The sequence below is a fragment of the Mycobacterium farcinogenes genome, from assembly GCF_019739075.1.
In the GTDB taxonomy this organism is placed as follows: domain Bacteria; phylum Actinomycetota; class Actinomycetes; order Mycobacteriales; family Mycobacteriaceae; genus Mycobacterium; species Mycobacterium senegalense.
The window spans coordinates 5,894,330-5,912,558 of sequence record NZ_CP081673.1 but is presented as its reverse complement, the minus strand read 5'-3'; the positions used below and the strand labels follow the sequence as shown (position 1 = coordinate 5,912,558).

General features: G+C 65.4%; 21 protein-coding genes and 1 pseudogene. 10 read left to right on the top strand and 12 right to left on the bottom strand.

What is annotated here, in order from left to right; all coding sequences use genetic code 11:
* The first annotated feature begins 22 nt into the window (after nt 1-22).
* Nucleotides 23-1,189 (top strand): molecular chaperone DnaJ, encoded by a 1,167-nt coding sequence (dnaJ, locus tag K6L26_RS28305; RefSeq protein ID WP_019346644.1) that lies wholly within the window; start codon nt 23-25, stop codon nt 1,187-1,189.
* Entirely contained in the window at nt 1,186-1,569 is a 384-nt protein-coding gene (locus K6L26_RS28300) for a heat shock protein transcriptional repressor HspR (RefSeq protein ID WP_019346645.1), read from the top strand. Before dnaJ ends, K6L26_RS28300 begins: the two co-directional genes overlap by 4 nt.
* Here the strand turns inward: K6L26_RS28300 and K6L26_RS28295 are convergent.
* The 3 genes from K6L26_RS28295 to K6L26_RS28285 are packed head-to-tail and all read right to left on the bottom strand — an operon-like array spanning nt 1,566 to nt 4,675.
* Entirely contained in the window at nt 1,566-2,468 is a 903-nt protein-coding gene (locus tag K6L26_RS28295) for an aldose 1-epimerase (RefSeq protein WP_221852196.1), read from the bottom strand. The genes K6L26_RS28300 and K6L26_RS28295 overlap by 4 nt on opposite strands.
* 19 nt (nt 2,469-2,487) lie before the next feature.
* Nucleotides 2,488-3,654: an FAD-binding oxidoreductase gene (locus tag K6L26_RS28290; RefSeq protein WP_036389490.1), complete on the bottom strand. Its 1,167-nt coding sequence runs from the start codon at nt 3,652-3,654 to the stop codon at nt 2,488-2,490.
* Complete coding sequence (locus K6L26_RS28285) at nt 3,641-4,675, bottom strand: ABC transporter permease (RefSeq protein ID WP_064896002.1); 1,035 nt, start codon at nt 4,673-4,675, stop codon at nt 3,641-3,643. Before K6L26_RS28285 ends, K6L26_RS28290 begins: the two co-directional genes overlap by 14 nt.
* A 99-nt stretch (nt 4,676-4,774) precedes the next feature.
* Between K6L26_RS28285 and K6L26_RS28280 the strand changes: the two genes are divergently transcribed.
* On the top strand, nt 4,775-5,404 hold the full coding sequence (locus K6L26_RS28280; RefSeq protein ID WP_047039862.1) for a TetR/AcrR family transcriptional regulator: 630 nt from the start codon (nt 4,775-4,777) through the stop codon (nt 5,402-5,404).
* Nucleotides 5,405-5,407: 3 nt separating this feature from the next.
* Here the strand turns inward: K6L26_RS28280 and K6L26_RS28275 are convergent, their stop codons facing one another.
* The 5 genes and pseudogenes from K6L26_RS28275 to K6L26_RS28260 all read right to left on the bottom strand — a co-directional run bounded on the left by K6L26_RS28275 (nt 5,408) and on the right by K6L26_RS28260 (nt 8,085).
* The gene (locus K6L26_RS28275; RefSeq protein WP_081281683.1) at nt 5,408-6,127 is read right to left on the bottom strand and encodes an EspA/EspE family type VII secretion system effector; all 720 of its coding nucleotides are present in this window, start codon (nt 6,125-6,127) and stop codon (nt 5,408-5,410) included.
* Between the two features lie 114 nt (nt 6,128-6,241).
* Nucleotides 6,242-6,562: a hypothetical protein gene (locus tag K6L26_RS31790; RefSeq protein WP_064896000.1), complete on the bottom strand. Its 321-nt coding sequence runs from the start codon at nt 6,560-6,562 to the stop codon at nt 6,242-6,244.
* A gap of 387 nt (nt 6,563-6,949) precedes the next feature.
* Nucleotides 6,950-7,183 (bottom strand): annotated as a pseudogene (locus K6L26_RS31920) (DUF2510 domain-containing protein); the annotation flags it as partial.
* Nucleotides 7,080-7,667 (bottom strand): hypothetical protein, encoded by a 588-nt coding sequence (locus tag K6L26_RS28265; RefSeq protein WP_174551552.1) that lies wholly within the window; start codon nt 7,665-7,667, stop codon nt 7,080-7,082. The gene K6L26_RS28265 and the pseudogene K6L26_RS31920, both read right to left, overlap by 104 nt.
* 100 nt (nt 7,668-7,767) lie before the next feature.
* Entirely contained in the window at nt 7,768-8,085 is a 318-nt protein-coding gene (locus K6L26_RS28260) for an ESX-1 secretion-associated protein (protein ID WP_036389487.1), read from the bottom strand.
* Between the two features lie 199 nt (nt 8,086-8,284).
* Here K6L26_RS28260 and K6L26_RS28255 point away from each other — a divergent pair, with 199 nt between their 5' ends.
* A complete protein-coding gene (locus K6L26_RS28255; RefSeq protein WP_131805803.1) occupies nt 8,285-8,686 on the top strand; it encodes a hypothetical protein in 402 nt (133 codons plus the stop codon).
* 4 nt (nt 8,687-8,690) lie between these two features.
* Entirely contained in the window at nt 8,691-9,137 is a 447-nt protein-coding gene (locus K6L26_RS28250; RefSeq protein ID WP_131805802.1) for a hypothetical protein, read from the top strand.
* On the opposite strand, the gene K6L26_RS28245 is transcribed toward K6L26_RS28250, so the two are convergent.
* From K6L26_RS28245 to K6L26_RS28235, 3 genes are read right to left on the bottom strand one after another with little or no spacing between them, the layout of a single operon-like run.
* Entirely contained in the window at nt 9,119-9,742 is a 624-nt protein-coding gene (locus K6L26_RS28245; RefSeq protein ID WP_064895994.1) for a CYTH domain-containing protein, read from the bottom strand. The two genes, K6L26_RS28250 and K6L26_RS28245, sit on opposite strands and share 19 nt — an antisense overlap.
* Before the next feature lie 37 nt (nt 9,743-9,779).
* Complete coding sequence (locus K6L26_RS28240) at nt 9,780-10,448, bottom strand: GAP family protein (RefSeq protein ID WP_043369462.1); 669 nt, start codon at nt 10,446-10,448, stop codon at nt 9,780-9,782.
* Between the two features lie 42 nt (nt 10,449-10,490).
* Nucleotides 10,491-11,666 carry a macrolide family glycosyltransferase gene (locus K6L26_RS28235; RefSeq protein ID WP_234788488.1) on the bottom strand — a complete coding sequence of 392 codons (1,176 nt, stop codon included), beginning with the start codon at nt 11,664-11,666 and terminating at the stop codon, nt 10,491-10,493.
* A gap of 109 nt (nt 11,667-11,775) precedes the next feature.
* On the opposite strand from K6L26_RS28235, the gene clpB reads away from it, so the two are divergent.
* The 5 genes from clpB to K6L26_RS28210 all read left to right on the top strand — a co-directional run bounded on the left by clpB (nt 11,776) and on the right by K6L26_RS28210 (nt 17,211).
* Nucleotides 11,776-14,322 carry an ATP-dependent chaperone ClpB gene (gene clpB / locus K6L26_RS28230; RefSeq protein WP_036389480.1) on the top strand — a complete coding sequence of 849 codons (2,547 nt, stop codon included), beginning with the start codon at nt 11,776-11,778 and terminating at the stop codon, nt 14,320-14,322.
* Between the two features lie 177 nt (nt 14,323-14,499).
* A complete protein-coding gene (locus K6L26_RS28225) occupies nt 14,500-15,138 on the top strand; it encodes an HD domain-containing protein (protein ID WP_019349186.1) in 639 nt (212 codons plus the stop codon).
* Nucleotides 15,135-15,833 carry an alpha/beta hydrolase gene (locus K6L26_RS28220; protein WP_064895990.1) on the top strand — a complete coding sequence of 233 codons (699 nt, stop codon included), beginning with the start codon at nt 15,135-15,137 and terminating at the stop codon, nt 15,831-15,833. Before K6L26_RS28225 ends, K6L26_RS28220 begins: the two co-directional genes overlap by 4 nt.
* 27 nt (nt 15,834-15,860) lie before the next feature.
* On the top strand, nt 15,861-16,814 hold the full coding sequence (locus K6L26_RS28215) for a TIGR03619 family F420-dependent LLM class oxidoreductase (protein ID WP_064895988.1): 954 nt from the start codon (nt 15,861-15,863) through the stop codon (nt 16,812-16,814).
* 16 nt (nt 16,815-16,830) lie between these two features.
* Nucleotides 16,831-17,211, top strand: a complete 381-nt coding sequence (locus K6L26_RS28210; protein ID WP_019344346.1) for a cupin domain-containing protein — start codon at nt 16,831-16,833, stop codon at nt 17,209-17,211.
* On the opposite strand, the gene K6L26_RS28205 is transcribed toward K6L26_RS28210, so the two are convergent.
* On the bottom strand, nt 17,208-18,209 hold the full coding sequence (locus K6L26_RS28205) for a GlxA family transcriptional regulator (RefSeq protein ID WP_047039884.1): 1,002 nt from the start codon (nt 18,207-18,209) through the stop codon (nt 17,208-17,210). The genes K6L26_RS28210 and K6L26_RS28205 overlap by 4 nt on opposite strands.
* Nucleotides 18,210-18,229 lie beyond the last annotated feature (20 nt).

Genomic DNA, 18,229 nt, shown 5'->3' with positions numbered 1-18,229 from the left:
AGAAGAGGTAAGGAGGTGGCGCATGGCCCAACGCGAGTGGGTCGAGAAGGACTTCTATAAAGAACTCGGCGTCTCCTCTGACGCCAGCGCCGACGAGATCAAGAAGGCCTACCGGAAACTGGCCTCCGAGCTGCATCCCGACCGCAATCCCGATGCGGGTGCGGCCGAGCGGTTCAAGGCGGTTTCCGAGGCGAACAGTGTTTTGTCGGACCCCGCGAAGCGCAAGGAGTATGACGAGACCCGCCGGCTGTTCGCCGGGGGTGGGCGCCGGTTCAACCCGGGTGGGAACTTCAGTGGCGGGTTCGGTTCCGACGGAGCCGAATTCAACCTCGGAGACCTGTTCGACGCGGCCGGCCAGAGCGGCGGCGCCAACATCGGTGACCTCTTCGGCGGGCTGTTCGGTCGCGGTGCGCAACCGCGGCCGAGTAGGCCTCGTCGAGGCAACGACCTGGAAACCGAAACCGAGCTGTCCTTCCTGGAAGCCACCAAGGGCGTGGCCATGCCGCTGCGGCTGACCAGCCCGGCGCCCTGCACCAACTGTCATGGCAGTGGTGCGCGGCCGGGCACCAGCCCCAAGGTATGCCCGAACTGCAACGGCTCGGGTGTGGTCAACCGCAATCAGGGTGCGTTCGGATTTTCCGAGCCCTGCACCGAATGCCGGGGCAGCGGCTCGATCATCGAGCACCCCTGCTCTGAATGCCAGGGCACCGGCGTCACCACCCGGACCCGCACGATCAATGTGCGGATCCCGCCGGGTGTCGAGGACGGTCAGCGCATCCGGCTGGCCGGCCAGGGCGAAGCCGGGCTGCGAGGTGCGCCGTCGGGCGATCTGTACGTCACCGTGCATGTGCGGCCGGACAAGGTGTTCGGGCGTGACGGCGATGACCTGACCGTTGCGGTGCCGGTGAGCTTCCACGAATTGGCACTGGGCACAACACTTTCCGTTCCTACCCTGGACGGCAAGGTCGGGGTCAGGGTGCCCAAGGGCACCTCCGACGGGCGGATCCTGCGCGTGCGGGGACGCGGAGTGCCCAAACGTTCCGGCGGCCATGGTGACCTGCTGGTCACGGTCAAGGTCGCGGTGCCGCCCAACCTTGAAGGTGAAGCGGCAGAGGCGCTGGAGGCTTATGCGAAAGCCGAACGGGCCAGCGGTTTCGATCCGCGGGCCGGATGGGCAGGCAACATATGAGCCAGCGCAAAGAGGAAGCCCGCACGTTTTTGATCTCGGTGGCCGCCGAGCTGGCCGGTATGCACGCGCAGACCCTGCGCACCTACGACCGGCTCGGCCTGGTCAGCCCGCAGCGCAGTTCCGGCGGCGGGCGCCGCTACTCCGAGCGTGACGTCGACCTGCTCCGTGAGGTGCAGCGGTTGTCACAGGACGAGGGTGTCAACCTGGCCGGTATCAAGCGCATCATCGAATTGACCAATCAGGTGGATGCACTGCGCACCAGGGTTTCCGAGTTGACCCAACAGGTCGAGCAACTCAGCGATCAACGCCGTGACGTCTCCGCGGCGTCCAAAGCGGTCGTGCTGTGGCAGCCACGACAGCCGCGCCGCAGTGCCCGTTAGCCGACCCTGATCGAAAAGATGGCCGTCTCCGGACTTCCGGGGGCGGCCATTCTGTAATTCCCCCGGCGTAGCGCATCGGTGGGTGCGGTCATCGGCTCGATCCCCACCACCGCATCGCTTCCGGGCGCGAAAAGCTGTGCGGCGGTGTAGCCCTCGTCGAAGGTGACCTCGACCCGGCGGCCGCCGCCAGACAGGGTGAACACCGCACCCGGCTCGACGCCATCGAATCCGTCGTCGAGTTCGGTGGTGCCCAGCCGCCTCGCCCCGTCCGGCCAATCCCGGGATTCACCGGTGGGCAGCCCCCGGTCATCCACGAGCAGGTGCCGCATGGTCGGGGTTTGCAGCTGCCAATCTTCGCGTGGCACTTCGGGAATCGTGACGTACGGGTGGTAGCCATAGCACAGCGGGACCGATTGTTCGGCAGTCGGCGTCACCGTCGTGGACACGGTGAGCGTTCGGTCGGCCAGCGTCACCGCCATGGTGAGGCGGTGCGGAAACGGGAACGTGGCCAGCCGCGCCGGTGCGGCGCCCCAGTCCAGTTCGGCGGTGAGCGTGTTCTCCGATTTCTCGGTCACCCGCCAATCCGGATTGGCGGCCAGCACACCGTGCATCGGCGCTCCGTGCGCGTCGGCGCGCACACCATTCTCCCCGGGTGCCACGTTCACCGCCGTCTCTCCGACGCGATAGTGGTTGCCGCTCAACCGGTTTGCCCACGGATAGAGGATCGGGATGCCCATCGTCTTGCCGTCGGAGAGGTAAGCTTGCAGCCCGCGGCGCTGTCCCAGATACTCGACGCCACCGTCGGACAGCGAGGTGCAGATCATCCCCGCCGCCGGCACATAGGTGGCCATCAGCGACGATGACGGGTCAGACAAGTTGACTGGTTGAACCTCGACCATGAGGCAAGTCTGGCACGGGTCAGCGAGTCAGCGGGTCGTGCTGGATGCGCTCGGCCGGCGCTCCCCGCTCGATCAGGGCGGCCTTGGTGGCGGTGACCATGTCCGGTCCGCCGCAGATGAGGATCTGCCGATCGCCCCAGTTGCCGTACCGCGTCACCACCTCGGCCAGCGTGCCGGTCTGGCGCACGTGCAGGCCACGCGGAGGTTGGACGTCGGGGTACTGGCCGGCCCACGGCGGGTCGGTGCTGTATTCGGACACCGGGGTCACCGACAGCCACGGATTGGTCGAGGCGATGTGCCACAGGGTTTTCAGGTCGTACAGATCGCACGGATAGCGGCCGCCGAAGAACAGGTGCACGCGCGGATTCTCGCCGTGCAATGTCATGTCCATGATGATGTTGCGCAGCGGAGCCAGGCCTGTGCTGCCCGCCACCATCAACACATCTTCGCCGTCGCGGTCGACGTGCAACCCGCCGTGTGGGCTGGACATCCGCCAGCGATCTCCGATCTTGGTCTCGGAGACGATGGCGGTGCTCACCATGCCGCCGGGGACTGACCGGATGTGGAACTCGATGCCCCCGGACCGGTCGGAGGGCACGGCGGGGCTCAGGTAGCGCCACCGGCGCGGCCACTGTGGCACCTGGACGGTCACGTACTGGCCGGGGTAATAGAACAGCGCCTGGTCGAGTTGCAGCCGGATCACCGAGACATCACGGGTGACCCGGTGGTGCTCGATCACGGTGCCGTCGCAATACGCCGGGGATTCCTCGGCATCGGCCGCCCCGCGCATCACCCCGATGACCAGTGCCACGGCGTCGTGAGTGGCCTCGGCCAGCCGATCGTCCCATTCGGGTTCGAGATGGCGGTGCAGAGCGTTGTACAGCGCCTCCTGCATGGAGTCGTAATGGCTCTGTGTGACACCGTATTTGCGGTGGTCTCGACCCAGCTGAGCCAGGAACGCCACCGGCTCTTCGGCACGTTGGGCGATCAGCTCGCCGAACAGCCAGGTCAGGGCGCGGGCAAAGACATCGCGCTGGCTGTCCATGTCGGGCGGGAACAGATCACGGGCCGAGAGGTCGGTGGCGAACCATTGGGTGTAGAAGTCGCGGATCAGCGGCGCGGAGCCCTGCTCGGGGTCGACGGCGCGCTGGAGTGTCTCCAGTGCTTGACGGTCATCGAGTCCCACGGAGTCGCATCATATGCGCGGAAGTTCCGGGCCGCCGCAATGCGGCGATGATCAGCAACGTCAGCCCGGCAAGCGCCCAGCAACTGAGCACAAGGATCGCCAAGTCCGCGCCCGCACCGTCGAAGTATGCGGTGGATCGCAGCAGCGTGGCGGTGGCACCCTGTGGCAGCAACTGGCCCAGCTGGCCCCAGCCGGCGGGCAGCATTTCCGGTGCGGCGGTCAGCCCCGACAGGGGGTTGCCCAGCAACAGAGCCAGTGCGGCGCCCACGCCCAGGCCGACCTTGCCGAACAGTGAGCCCAGGCCGAGCACGGTCAGCCCGGCCGCGGCGATCCCGAGCGTCAGGCCGGCGGCCACTCCCCAGAAGTTCGAGTCGATCGAGCCGAACACGTACTGGAGCAGGGCGGCCACGGTTGCTCCGGCAACCGCGGAGAACACGATCGCCGCGATCAGCCGGGTCCACACCTCACGGCGCAGTATCAGCACCAGGGCGACCGCGGGCAAAATCCCGGCCAGGGTGATCGGTAGGGCGGAGGCGGCCAGTCCGGTGCCGCGCGGATCCTGGCTCGTGGGTGCAGCGAGATCCTCGGAATGCAGCGGGACCCCCTGGTGTGCCGCGATGCCGTTGCCGATCTGGGTCAGCAGTTGCGCGACGGCGGGGCTGCCGCCGGTGGCGGTGAGCAGGGTGGGACCCTGCGTTCCGAAAGCGATGCCGCCGTACACATTTCGGTTCAGAATTGCTTCCCGCAGGGCTTCCTCGCTCGGGTAGTAGGTGACTGCGAATGCTTCGGGAGCCTGCCGTTCGAGGAGTTCGGCGACCTGGCTGGTGGCTGCCTGCGGGCCCGCGGCTCCGATCGGAACGTCGTGGGGCTTGGAGCGTGCGGCGGGCAGGGCGAAGGCGATGGCGACGACGGCGATCGCGATGGCCAGCACTGTGACAATGCCGGCGGCGCGCAGAGCGGCGGGTGGTTGGTGTTCGGGTGCCGCGTGGTGCACGGGCGGCGTGGTCTGGGTCGAGAGCATCGTTCCCTCTTTTCATCCGACGTTGAATTAATCGGTTGATGTGAGGGTAGGCCGTGTAGGGAAAGTTTTCAACAGTCATTGAAATGATAGTGTCGCTGTATGGCTTCACCTGGTAAAACGCCTGGCCGGCGAGGGCGCCGACAGGGTGATCCGGTGTCCCGCGACGCGGTACTGGCCGCGGCCAAGCTGCGCTTCGCGGCGGAGGGCTACGAGAAGACGACGCTGCGGGCCATCGCCTCGGACGCACACGTCGACGCGTCGATGGTGCTCTATCTGTTCGGGTCGAAAGCGGACCTGTTCCGGGAATCGCTGCGGCTGATCCTCGACCCCGACGTGCTGGTGGCCGCGTTGGAGGGGCCGGCCGACTCGATCGGCGAACGCATGGTGCGCGTCTATCTGAAGATGTGGGAGACGCCCGACACGGCGGCCAGCATGCGCGTGATGCTGCAGTCGGCGACATCGAATTCCGATGCGCACGTGGCATTTCGAACGTTCATGCAGGATTACGTGCTGACCGCGGTGTCAGGAGTTCTCGGTGGTGGCGAACAGGCCCGATTGCGGGCGATGCTCGCCGCATCAAGCCTGGTGGGCACGGCGATGCTGCGCTATGTGATGGCCGTGCCACCGTTGGCGACACTCGACGGGGAACAGGTCGTGGCACTGTTGGCGCCCACCTTGACCCGCTATCTCACCGCCGATGCGGATGAGCTGGGGTTGCCCGAACTGTAGGTGCTACTTGCCGAACGTGGCGCTTGCGGCAACCTTGGCGTATTTCCCGATGACCTGCCCGACCTCGACGGCATTTGCTGCCGAGTTGGCGCTCATCACCGCCATCTGTCCGGCAGCAAGCGGTACTGAGCCGGCGACAGCGCCGATCTCAATGGCCAGTGCGACAGCAGGACCCTGCGGACCGGAGACTTTCGCAATCATTGCGGGCAGGATCGCATACCCGAGCACAGTCGCGCAGGTACCGAGGAACGAGCGGGTCTGATCGATTTGACTCGCCTGTTTGCCGACGATTGCTTCCAAGGCTTTGTCTGCTTCTGCGATCGTGCGTGCGCGTTCCTGTTGTTTCGCGTCTTGGCCTGTGTAGGCCTGCGACGCGTCGCCTTGCCAACCAGCTGCCGGCTTCGCCGATTCCAGGGTGTCATGGACTTGGCCCAACTGCTCTGCGCCCTTGCCGAACCTGTCGCCAGTATCCGGATTGCCGACTCCGCAAGTGAGAGTCATACCTTGGATGCCCAACAGGCCGACATTGATGATGGGAGTTGCGAACGATTTCTTGAGAAACATCTGCACGACGCCAATCGCGTCGGAACCCAACCCGATCTTGTCCCCGGCATCGTAGTGAGACTTGGTGGACCACAGCGTGTTGGCATTCCCGAGTTGGCCTAACTCGTCACTCTTGCCGAGCGTCTTGCTGACCGCATCTGCTGCATCCCAAAAGCTCATCTCGGTCGATCCCTCCTTCGTTGAGGGGAAGCCTAACAGCGTTTCAAGACGTTGCTACGCACCAAATTTCGGACACTTGGCAAGGTGCGTTGACCGTCTCTGGAGCGACCTCATTCACCGGGAAAAACGAGACAACGGCGCATCCGACGGAAGGTCGTCGTAGAGAAAGTGCGCAAATGTTATGGCCAACATCAGGGCAGGCATCGGCGGGGAAGTCGGGCGCGCGCAATCCAGCCGGTAGTCGAAGGTCCTTCCTGTCAATCCGAGCGCGCGTGTCGGCCCGGATTGGTTCGGCTGACTACGCACTCGCCCGATCTCTGTGCCGTTCGCGTCGGTGATGGGAGCGTCGAGTTCCAGCGGGGTGAAATAGGGGATATGGCTGCGTATTTTCGTGCTGCCCAGAGGTTGATCCTGGCACTCGAGATCGACAGACATCCACGGTGTTCGCAAGTACTGCCAGTATGAGTTCGTTTGACGGAGGCAGCCGAGTTCATGGCCGGTAGGGTCGTGAACTTGCAGGCGGTGGCGGCGCCGGTACATCGGGCCAGTCGAACGGGTGAACCGTAGTAGTTGGATTCCGTTGGGCCGAACCACCTCGAACTCGATCTTGTACAGTGCCGCACCCCCAAAACCCAGTGGGAATTCTCCCAGTGGCTGGATCAGCGCCAGAGCCTGACCGTCGGAGTTTGTGATCGAACAGCGAATATCGGAACCGAATCCACCGCGGATTGGCTGGAGAAACAGGGTGGGCTCCCCGAATGGGTACCCACCCGAAGTCAGCGGTGGGGCAGGCGCCTGCGGCGCGGTCTCTGCCTGCGTCGGTGGACGAGCTGCCACGTGGGGTGTCCACTGTCGGCCGTCGAAGTACCGGATCTGCTGAATGTTCCACGGGTCGGTAAACCAGCCCGCTTGCGGGGGCAGTGGCAAGGATTCGTTGATGATGGTTCCTCGGTCAGTCTTCCCGCTCGGAGTGCCGTGCGATGAGCGCGAGGTCGGCCTCGTGGGCCTGTTCCGGGGTGGCGAAGGGCATGTTGGTCTCCACGAAATCTCGCGCATCGCGGAGATTCATACCTTGCTCGACGAACATGTTCACCACGCCGACGTGCACGACCGCAGCAGCCTTCTTGGTCGCCACGCCTGCCACGAACCGAATCTCTTCAGCCAGTTGGGATTCGGTTAGAGCGGTCACCTTTGGATCTAGATCGACGTGAGCGACCGAACCGCCGAGGTAGGCCGTCACGGCGACGGTGCCGGGCGGGTTGATCGCCTGGACCACGGGCCCCTGATCTTCGTCCGCCGTAGCCGCGTCGGCGTCGACTGGGCCGAAACCGTCGTCCTCGTCTTCTTCGACTTCGGCGTTGGTGAAGTCGTCGACACCATCGAGGTTGGTCCGGTGGTCGATTTCGCCGATGGAGTAGTCCGGCAAGGCGTCGAGTCCCGACCCGTCATCGTCGGGTTGGATTGGTGTGTCGAAGTCGAGCGCGTCCAAGCCCGTGTCTTCGGAGTGGAAGAACTCATCGTCAGGATCGTGTGTGGTCACGTATCTGAAGTTCCGATTCTGATCGAGCGCCGGCGCGAGCCGAGACAGCTGGCTGTGATTCGTACGTTACCGCTGACGAAGTTGCCCGCCGGTAGTGGGCTCAGCGGGGATGCATCTCTTTACTGAGTTTGCCGGCCCCTTGCGCGTCGGACTGGTCGTAACGTGCCGCCGCCATCCCGAGCCGGCTCGACAGACTGGTCGAGACCGAGTTCATGCCGGCGCACGCAGCAGCGCGTGCGCTTTCTGCCGCAGCGACGGCCGCGTTTGCGGCTGAGCACACGACGCCGTGATTAACCACCATCGATGTGCTGACACCATGTGACGCCGTGGCCGCTGCGACGATCTGTTCCGCGGCGGTAGCTTGCATCTGCGCAAGTTCGAGCACGTGTGAGGTAATCACGCGCAGTTCGCCGGACATCTGGATCTCCTCGTATATCAGCTGTCGAGTGGTGGTGGCGGCGGACCCGTTTGGACGAAGCCTCTATCTGGGTGAGCTTAACTGCCCACGAGGGGACCTCTGTGCACCAATTCTTGTGCGGCAGGCTGCGCTGGGAGTGGTTAGAACCGACCTTGGGTGAGCAGCCCGCGTTTAGGCTGTGGCCGTGCGAGGGGACGAAGTGGCAGTGGAGTTCGTCGCCCGTGGAAGCCTACCGAGCACGGCAGAGGAATGGCTCGGGCTGTTGGCGGCCATCGGTGTGATGATCGCAACCTATGTGCTGGTGCAGGTTTGGGCCGGCCGCAGCGCAGCCAAGGAATTGGATGCGCTGGAAGCACGATTTGTAGCGGAATCAGCCCAGTTCAACTCCCGTTGGCCCGCGCAAGTGCTTTGGCAGGCACCGTATTTGGAGCTGGAAGCGGAAGCAGAGCGTTCTTGGCGAGTGGTCTTCGTCCTGGAGCGGCGGCGCGATCTCGCGCGTCGAGGACGAGGCGGCGACTTTGATGCTCAAATCGCCGCCGTCCGCAGCTGGATCACCACAGTCGTCAATGCAATGAACAACGCGGCTTCCCGTGGACGGTAAGCCGATGTATGACCATGTGCTTGCTGCGGGTTCTCATGAGCCAAAGAGCTTCCTCACCTATCTGACGATTGGGCTGGTGGTATCTGCTCTCTTTGCTGCCGGAGCGATTGGACTGTCCATGATTCCGTCGTCTGCGGGCGAACGACTGGATGCCGAGCGGGCGCGGCTGTTCACCCACTCGGAAGCGTTCTGGGCTCGATGGCCGAACAATCGTGTGTTCGAGGCGCCATATGACGAATTGGCCGGCGAGGCGGCCAGGTGCGCGCGGCTCATCGAGATCTTCCAGGGGCAGCGGGGCACCAATGTCCGTCCGGCGACGGGTCATGCTCGCAAAACCTATGACAAAGCCAATGGTGAGATCGCTACCTACCAAGCGATGCTCAACTCGGTGCACAACGCGATGCACTACGCGATCTCGCAGGGACGCGGCCCTCAACTACCTTCGAATTGATTCTGCCCCAGGCTGTCCACGAAAGTAGGCCCGCGTCGGTCGAGCTCGCGCAGGTACTCGTCGGCCCACGTACTGAATGGCTGATATGCCAGGTACTCGTTGCGGAACCGGTCGTCCTCCGAGACCTCGGAAACGCAGAATGACGGAATCGCCAGATTGACCACGGGACCGCCGCGTTCGACTTCGGAAAGCAATAGCGGCGCGTTTCGCCCCAGGAACTGGTCGATGATCCAGCCGTCCTCGCCCAACCACATCGAGTAGCGAACCTTCGCGACGACGTGTTCGGATCGACCGACGATCTGCGCGGCGACCAATGGATCGAGTTCGCGTTCGGCCTCGTATCGGGTGCCGCCGACGGCGGGGCCTTTAGCCGTCATGGTCCCGAGCGATTGCTCGCCCAACGCCGCGACGAGCTCCGCGGGCGGGGCATCCAATTTCGCTGGTGCCGGGCCCTGTACTCGGACCCGCACCGCGTATCCGTCGGCCGCGAACAGATACGCCTGGACGATCAATGCTGGTGCGGGATCTGATGCTGCCACTGCGGGCAATTCGCGGACAAAGAACTTCCGCTCGAATTCGAAATCACCGAAACCGGATTCGGACATGCGCACACCGTAGCCCGTCCCGCCCCGAATACGTCGCCTATAGGCCGTGAATTCCTTTGTAGAGCACGAGGAGACCGATCACGACGAGAATGGCCGCAACCAGCACGGCGTGGTTGCGTTCCATCCATTCCTTGAGTCGGGCGAGCGCGGGGTCCAAACGCTCGCCGGACACCGCGTAGGCGAGGATCGGCAGGGCCACGGTCGATCCGGCGGCCAGGACGAAGTACAGGCCGGCCGCCCACACTGCGGGTTGGCCGAGGCCGGCGCTCCCGATCGCCAAACCTGCTGCCACGCAGATCAACAGCACTTTGGGGTTCACCACGGTGAGAATCGCGCCGGCAGCACCGGCCCGGAGCGGCGTGAGCTTGCTCAGGCTGGCCATCCATTTGGGGCTGTGCTCTGCCTCGGACCGGGTCAGGTAGCGGTACGCGCCGAAGACGATCAACGCCGCACCGACGACGATGCGCAACCATGATGCCCACGTCGGGGGCTGGTCAAGCCGGCCGAACAGGCCCGAGACGCCGACGAAGATCGCGGTCAGCGCGCTCAGGCCGAGAAGCCATCCAGCGAGGAAGGACAGGCCTGTCGGCCGGGGACGCGGGGTGTGCAGCACCAGCACCGCCGGGATGATCGAGAGCGGCGACAGTGCCACCACCATGGCCAAGGGGATGAGTTCGGCAAAAACAGAACCCCAGCTCTCCGTCATAGCGAGCAACCTAGCAACATCGCGGCGCCGGGTTGTGACTGTTCACCAGCGTCCGGTGGCGACATCCTCGACTGCGTCGGCGGCGTGCTCGGGCCCGCCATGCGCGCGGATCTCGTCACGAATCTCGTCGAGGTTCGCCCGCACCCGATGATCGGCCGCGATTCCGAGCACCGCGGCGCGGATCGCCGCCGCACTGGGGAGATGGTCCTGGAGATGACGGCCGACGCCGATCGCCTCCAGTCGGGCGGCATTGGCCGGCTGATCGACGGCCTGCGGGATCGCGACCATCGGTACCCCGAACCACAAGCCCTCGGTGCATGAGCCCATGCCGGCGTGGGTGATGAAGCAGTCGGCGCGTCGCAGCACCGCAGGCTGGGGAACGGTCCCGCGCACTTGAACCCACGAGGGCACCGTGCTCAGGTCGTCGGCCCGCCCTGTGGCCAACACCAACCGCCAGCCCTGCCCGTCGAGAGCCTCGATCACGTTGCGGTACACGTCGGCTCGGTCGGTGTAGGCCGTGCCGAATGCCAGCAGCGCCAGCGGGCCGTCACCGGCCGGAGGGCTCCAGTCACCCGGCGCTTCCCGTCGCGGATCAATGCACGGCCCGACGAACCGATAGCGATCGCCGACGCGGTCGGCATGGCGTTGCATGACTCGCGGGATCAACACCAGGCAGCGTCGCGGTACGCCGGTCACCTCGTCGAATGTCAAGCCCGACCGGGAACCTCGCAACCATGCGTCGAATGCCTCGCGATAGGCCCGTCCGCCGGCACTCTCAAAGATCGGGTCGAGGATCTCGGCCATGTCTTCGCGGTAGCCCTCCCAGGCAACCTCACTGGGCGACAACTGCGCCGCGGGCACGCCCCATTGCTCGGCCGCCACGGGGCCGGCCATGCCGCCGATGTCGTAGAGCACCAGGTCGGGCCGATCCCGGTCGAGCGCGGCGTGGAGTTGCGGCAGGACGTGCATCGCCTCGTCGAGGAACAAGCGCATGCCGGCCACCGGGTCGGTTTCGTCGAAGGACTCCGGCGCACCGGGTGCGCCCGGCAGCACCGAGGTGCAGGCGATGACGTCGGCTCCGGTGGGGGCGACGAGATCGGCCAGGTGGCCGCCGACCAAGTAACTCACCCGATGACCGCGGCGTACGAGCTCGGTGACCACGGCCAGATGCGGGTACATATGGCTGGGTGCGGACGCGGCGACGACGACGATATGCACGCGGACAAGTCTGCCTGCGGAAAATTTTCAAAGTTGAGCGGAACAGACTCAACCTTGACTACGTTGTAGATGGCGACAAGCATTTTCTCTATCGGAAAAGGGAGGTGTCGTGGACTCGTTCAACCCGACGACCAAGACTCAGGCGGCGCTGACCTCAGCGTTGCAGGCGGCCAGTTCCGCCGGTAACCCGGAGATCCGGCCCGCCCACCTATTGATGGCACTGCTCACCCAGAACGAGGGCATTGCCGCACCCCTGCTCGAGGCCGTCGGCGTGGACCCCGCGACGATTCGGACCGAGGCGCAGCGGTTACTCGACCGGCTGCCCAGCGCCAGTGGCGCCAGCAGCCAACCACAGCTGAGCCGCGAATCGCTCGCCGCGATCACCACGGCCCAGAACCTGGCCACGGAGATGGACGACGAGTACGTCTCCACTGAACATCTGATGGTCGGCCTGGCCACCGGTGACTCAGAGGTCGCCAAGCTGCTGACGGGCCACGGCGCCTCACCTGAGGCGTTGCGCGAGGCCTTCACCAAGGTGCGCGGCAGCGCTCGGGTCACCAGCCCCGACCCCGAGGGCAGCTACCAGGCACTGGAGAAGTACTCCACGGACCTGACCGCTCGCGCCCGGGAAGGCAAGCTCGACCCGGTTATCGGACGCGACAACGAGATTCGTCGCGTCGTGCAGGTACTGAGCCGGCGCACCAAGAACAACCCGGTGCTCATCGGCGAGCCCGGTGTCGGTAAGACGGCGATCGTCGAGGGTCTGGCCCAGCGCATCGTGGCCGGCGACGTGCCGGAAAGCTTGCGGGACAAGACCGTCATCTCACTGGACCTCGGGTCCATGGTGGCCGGCGCCAAGTACCGCGGTGAGTTCGAAGAACGGCTCAAGGCTGTCCTCGACGAGATCAAGGACTCGGCCGGACAGGTCATCACCTTCATCGACGAGCTGCACACCATCGTCGGCGCCGGCGCCACCGGTGAGTCGGCGATGGACGCGGGCAACATGATCAAGCCCATGCTGGCCCGCGGCGAGCTGCGGCTGGTCGGCGCGACCACGCTCGACGAGTACCGCAAGTACATCGAGAAGGACGCCGCCCTGGAACGCCGGTTCCAGCAGGTGCTGGTCGGTGAGCCGTCGGTCGAAGACACCGTCGGCATCCTGCGCGGCCTCAAGGACCGCTACGAAGTGCACCACGGCGTGCGCATCACCGACTCCGCACTGGTGGCTGCGGCAACCCTCTCCGACCGCTACATCACCGCGCGTTTCCTGCCGGACAAGGCCATCGACCTGGTCGACGAGGCCGCATCCCGGCTGCGCATGGAGATCGACTCGCGGCCCGTCGAGATCGACGAGGTCGAGCGGCTGGTCCGTCGCCTCGAGATCGAGGAGATGGCTCTTGAGAAGGAGGAGGACGACGCCTCCAAGGAGCGGCTGGAGAAGCTGCGCGGCGAGCTGGCCGATTACAAGGAGAAGCTCTCGGAGCTGACCACCCGTTGGCAGAACGAGAAGGGCGCCATCGACGTGGTCCGCGAGCTCAAGGAGCAGCTCGACAGCTTGCGCGGTGAGGCCGACCGGGCCGAGCGCGACGGTGACCTGGCCAAGGCCGCGGAGCTGCGCTACGGGCGTATCCCCGAGGTCGAGAAGAAGCTCGACGCCGCACTGCCGGTGGCCGAGGCTCGCGAGAACGTGATGCTGAAGGAAGAGGTCGGGCCTGACGACATCGCCGAGGTGGTCGAGGCGTGGACCGGTATTCCGGCCGGCCGGATGCTCGAAGGCGAGAGCGCCAAGCTGCTGCGTATGGAAGAGGAGCTGGGCAAGCGCGTCATCGGACAGAAGGCCGCGGTGACCGCGGTGTCGGATGCGGTGCGCCGCACCCGGGCCGGGGTGGCCGACCCGAACCGGCCGACGGGTTCGTTCATGTTCCTGGGCCCGACCGGTGTGGGTAAGACCGAGCTGGCAAAGGCGTTGGCGGAGTTCTTGTTCGACGACGAACGGGCGATGGTCCGCATCGACATGAGCGAGTATGGCGAGAAGCACTCGGTGGCTCGGCTGGTCGGTGCGCCTCCGGGCTACATCGGCTACGACCAGGGCGGTCAGCTGACCGAGGCAGTGCGGCGGCGTCCGTACACGGTGGTGCTGTTCGACGAGATCGAGAAGGCCCACCCGGACGTTTTCGACGTGCTGTTGCAGGTGCTCGACGAGGGCCGGTTGACCGACGGCCAGGGCCGCACGGTCGACTTCCGCAACACGATCCTGATCCTGACCTCCAACCTGGGTGCCGGCGGCACCGAGGAGCAGGTGATGGCCGCGGTGCGGGCGGCGTTCAAGCCGGAGTTCATCAACCGGCTGGACGACGTGATCATCTTCCACGGCCTCGAACCCGGCGAGCTGGTGTCGATCGTCGACATCCAGCTGCAGCAGCTGCAGAAGCGGCTGTCGCAGCGCCGGCTCACCCTCGAGGTGTCGCTGCCCGCCAAGCAGTGGCTGGCCCAGCGGGGCTTCGACCCGCTCTACGGCGCCCGCCCGCTGCGCCGCCTGGTGCAGCAGGCCATCGGCGACCAGCTGGCCAAGATGCTGCTGGCCGGTGAGGTGCACGACGGCGACGTGGTGCCCGTCAACGTCAGCGCGGACGGCGAAGGCCTGGTCCTGGGCTGAGTCACGGGCGAAAAGTCCCGCCACACACGGTGTGGCGGGACTTTTTCGTGCCTGCGAAGGTGTGCTGTCCATTTTTGAGGGATTCGTGGCCGAACGAAGGCGGCGCAGCACCCATGGCAGCGAGAAGCATGGTGGTCAGACCCAGACACAGACGGACCACCAGAAAGCCCAGAAGCCATGTCACACACCATCGCCGGGATCGAGATCCCCGACACCGCGGCAGTCGCTGAAGCGACACGCCTGGTCCAGCAGACCATCACGCCGCTCATCTACCACCACTCGTGCCGGGTGTTCTACTTCGGCCAGATTCATGCCCAGCGGCTCGGCGTGAAACCGGACCCCGAATTGCTGTACCTGGCGGCCATGTTTCACGACACGGGTCTCGTGACGCCATTCTCCGATACCGAACAGCGCTTCGAGGTCGACGGCGCCGATCACGGACGCGAGTTCCTGCTCAAGCGTGGGTTTTCCGCCTCGGCGGCCGACACGGTGTGGACGGCGATCGCCCTGCACACCACACCGGGCATCCCCGGCCGGATGGGCCCCGAGATCGCCGCGACGCACCTCGGGGTGCTCACCGATGTGGTCGGTTTCGGTCTCGATGATCTGGACTCGGACCGGATCGACGAGATCCTTGCGGTCCACCCGCGCGGTGATTTCAAGAACGAATTCCTGAGCGCGTATTTCGACGGTTTCAAGAACCGGCCGGAGACGACTCTCGGCACGGTGAACTTCGATGTCCTGCAACACTTCATGCCCGACTTTCGAGGCGTCACCACCGTCGAGCGCATTCTCGGATCGGCCTGGCCCTCGTGACTGGCCCCGCTGTGCTCATCGTCCACGGCGCCTGGCACAAGCCCGAACATTTCCGCTTGCTCGTCGAGGAGCTCTCGGATCTCGACGTACGTACCGTGCACCTGACAAGCAGCGGCGACGATCCCGCCGTGCTGGGCGACATGTATGCCGATGCCGAGGTGATCGCACAGGCCGTCGCAGCTGTTGACGGGCCGGTCGTCGTCGTCGCTCATTCCTACGGTGGTGTGCCCACCACACAGGCGTTGGCCAACGCGCCGAATGTCCGAAAGATCGTCTACCTCGCCGCATTTCAACTGGAGGCCGGCGAATCACTGCTCTCGCAGAACCCAGATTGTGCGCTGTGGCCGTGGACCAAGCTCCGGCACCGCGACGGTGCCGAAGACTTCGTCGAAGTGATGACGCCGGCGGAAGTGTTCTACAACGATCTCGACGACGCCACCGCAGAATTCGCTGTCAGCGAGATCGGTTACCAGTCTTACTCTTCCATGCGGCAGCCACTGACAGAGACGGCGTGGAAGACGCTACCGAGCGCCTACATCGTCTGCGAAGCCGACAACTCGATCCCGGTGACCGCGCAAGAGCGGATGGCCGGGCACTCCGACGAGGTCCATCGGATGAACACGTCGCATTCCCCGTTTCTCTCTCAACCAGCAGCGCTTGCCCAGCTGCTGCGTCGTCTGTTCGCCAACGCATAACCATCGCGTCTACACCGGAGGTTTCCCATGAGGCTCGGACTTCGCCTGCCCCAGCGATTGGGCGTCGACCTACAGCATGACCTGGTCGAAGCGGCCAGAACGGCAGAGGACGCCGGGTATGCCGGCTTGTGGACCTATGAGCGGCTGCTGTTTCCGGAATCGCCCGTCGAATCGTATGCCGGCACCGACGTTGCCTGGCCGCGGCACTCGCGGCAGGCCGCCGACCCCTTGGCGGTCCTTACCGCAGCGGCGGTGGTGACCGAAAAGGTGCGGCTCGGCACATCGGTTCTCGTCGCCGCCCTGCACACACCCATCCAGTTGGCCAAGGCAATAGCGACAATCGACCAGATCAGCGGAGGCCGCATGGTCGCGGGCCTGGGCACCGGTTGGGCCACCGACGAACTCCAGGCCACCGGCGCCACCCGCGCCGATCGCGGCCGCTTTCTCAACGAGACGCTCGACGTGTTCGATGCTGCGTGGGGGCCGGACCCGGTGATCTTCAAAGGTCCGCGTGTCACCATCGACCACGCCTCGGTGCTGCCCAAGCCCGTGTCGAAGATTCCTGTGCTGCTCGGCGGTGGCGGCAGCAATCTCGGTCGGGGTACCAGCTCAAAAGCTCTGCAGCGCATAGCCAAACGTGCCGACGGCTGGATGCCGGTGCTTACCACCCCCGGATTGGTCGGCGTTGCGGAGCTGCGCACAGGGTGGGATCGGATCCGGGAGATGGCCTCGGAGTACGGCCGGGACGCGAGCCGAATGGAGATGGTGGTGGTCGGCAATGTGACCTTCACCGAGCGCGATGCCGGGCCTGACCGGTCGGCGTTCGTCGGCACGCTCGACCAAATCATGGAGGACATCGACACGGCCGCGCAGGCCGGTGCAGACGAACTCATCGTCGACCTGAATCTGCAGGACTGGTTCACCAGCACCGGCCAGATGCTTGAGACCGCAGTGGAGATCCGCCAACGGTACGCGGTCTGACTGAAGGAGTCGGTAAATGATCACCAAAGCCCTGCTGGCCGCTGCTGTGGCGGCCATGGTTGTCGGCTGCGGCGCTCCGGCCGCGAAGTCAGAACCACCGAACCTCGCCAGTAGGAACCTCACGTCGGCGATCGTCACCTTCCCACCGGGCGCGCAGGTGGCGCCCCATCGCCACGGCGACGCGTTCGTCTTCGCCTACGTGCTCGAAGGCGCGGTGAGCAACCAGCTCGAAGGCGAACCCGCGCACGTGCACCGGCAGGGAGAGAACTGGTTCGAGGAGCCGGATGCAAACGACGTCGCGATAAAGAACGTCAGCTCAACCGATCCGGCGAAGCTGCTGGTGGTCTTCATCCTCATCACGGCGCAGCCGCCCAAGGCTGATGGCCGGCCCGGCTAATCGCCGTCCGAACCGGCGCGACGAGCAGTGCTGAACCGGCGTTGGTAGGCAGCCGGGCTGATGGACAGCTTCCTCACGAACACCCGTCGCATGCTCTCGTAGCTGGGGAAGCCGGCATGAGCAGCTGCCTGGGTGGCGTTGTGCCCTTGATCGAGCAGCGCCCTGGCCATGTCGAAACGGATGCTCTCGACGTATCGCGCCGGTGTGGTGGACAGCTCATCGTGGAAGAGCCGGGTGAGGTGCCGTGTGCTCACGTTGAGGTGGTTGGCCAGTTCGGTGAGCGAATGGTCGCCTTGCGGATCCGCCGTCACCAAGTCGACCACCTGCCGTAGGGCTGGAGAACGGGGCGGCGGGCCTTGTAGGGGAGCGGAGAACTGTGACTGGCCGCCGGCCCGCTGCATATACACCACCAGGGCGCGGGCGACGTCGCGGGTCAGGTCGGGCCCGTGGTCTTCTTCGACGAGTGCAAGTGCCAGGTCGATCCCGGCGGTCACGCCCGCCGATGTGTAGGTGTTGCCGTCACGGACATAGATCGCGTCGGGCTCGACCTGGCATGTCGGACACCGCGCGGCCAGTTCGCGGGCGACGTTCCAGTGCGTGGTCGCCCGCTTGCCGTCGAGAAGTCCGGCGGCGGCGAGGATGAACGCGCCGGTGCAGATCGATGCGACCCGGCGGGCGCCCGGTGCCGGAACCCTTGCGGCTTCGGCCAACATCGACGGCACCGGCGTCCGCGGATAGTTGTCGGAGCCGGGCACCAGATATGTGTCTGCTGCAGGCTCACCAACGACGTCATGCTCTACGGTGATGCCGAAACCCAGGTTGGATGTGACGTTCTCACCCGTGGGCGACAGCAGCACGATCTGGTAGTCGGCGCCGAACCGGTTCGCCGTCTTGAACACCTCCGCCGGACCCGCGACGTCCAACAGCGTCACGCCGTCGTAGACGAGGATCGCGACGCGGCGTGGCGCCGGCTTCGCGGCAGTGGTCGACGCTGGCATGACCACCAGTGTGCGCGCTT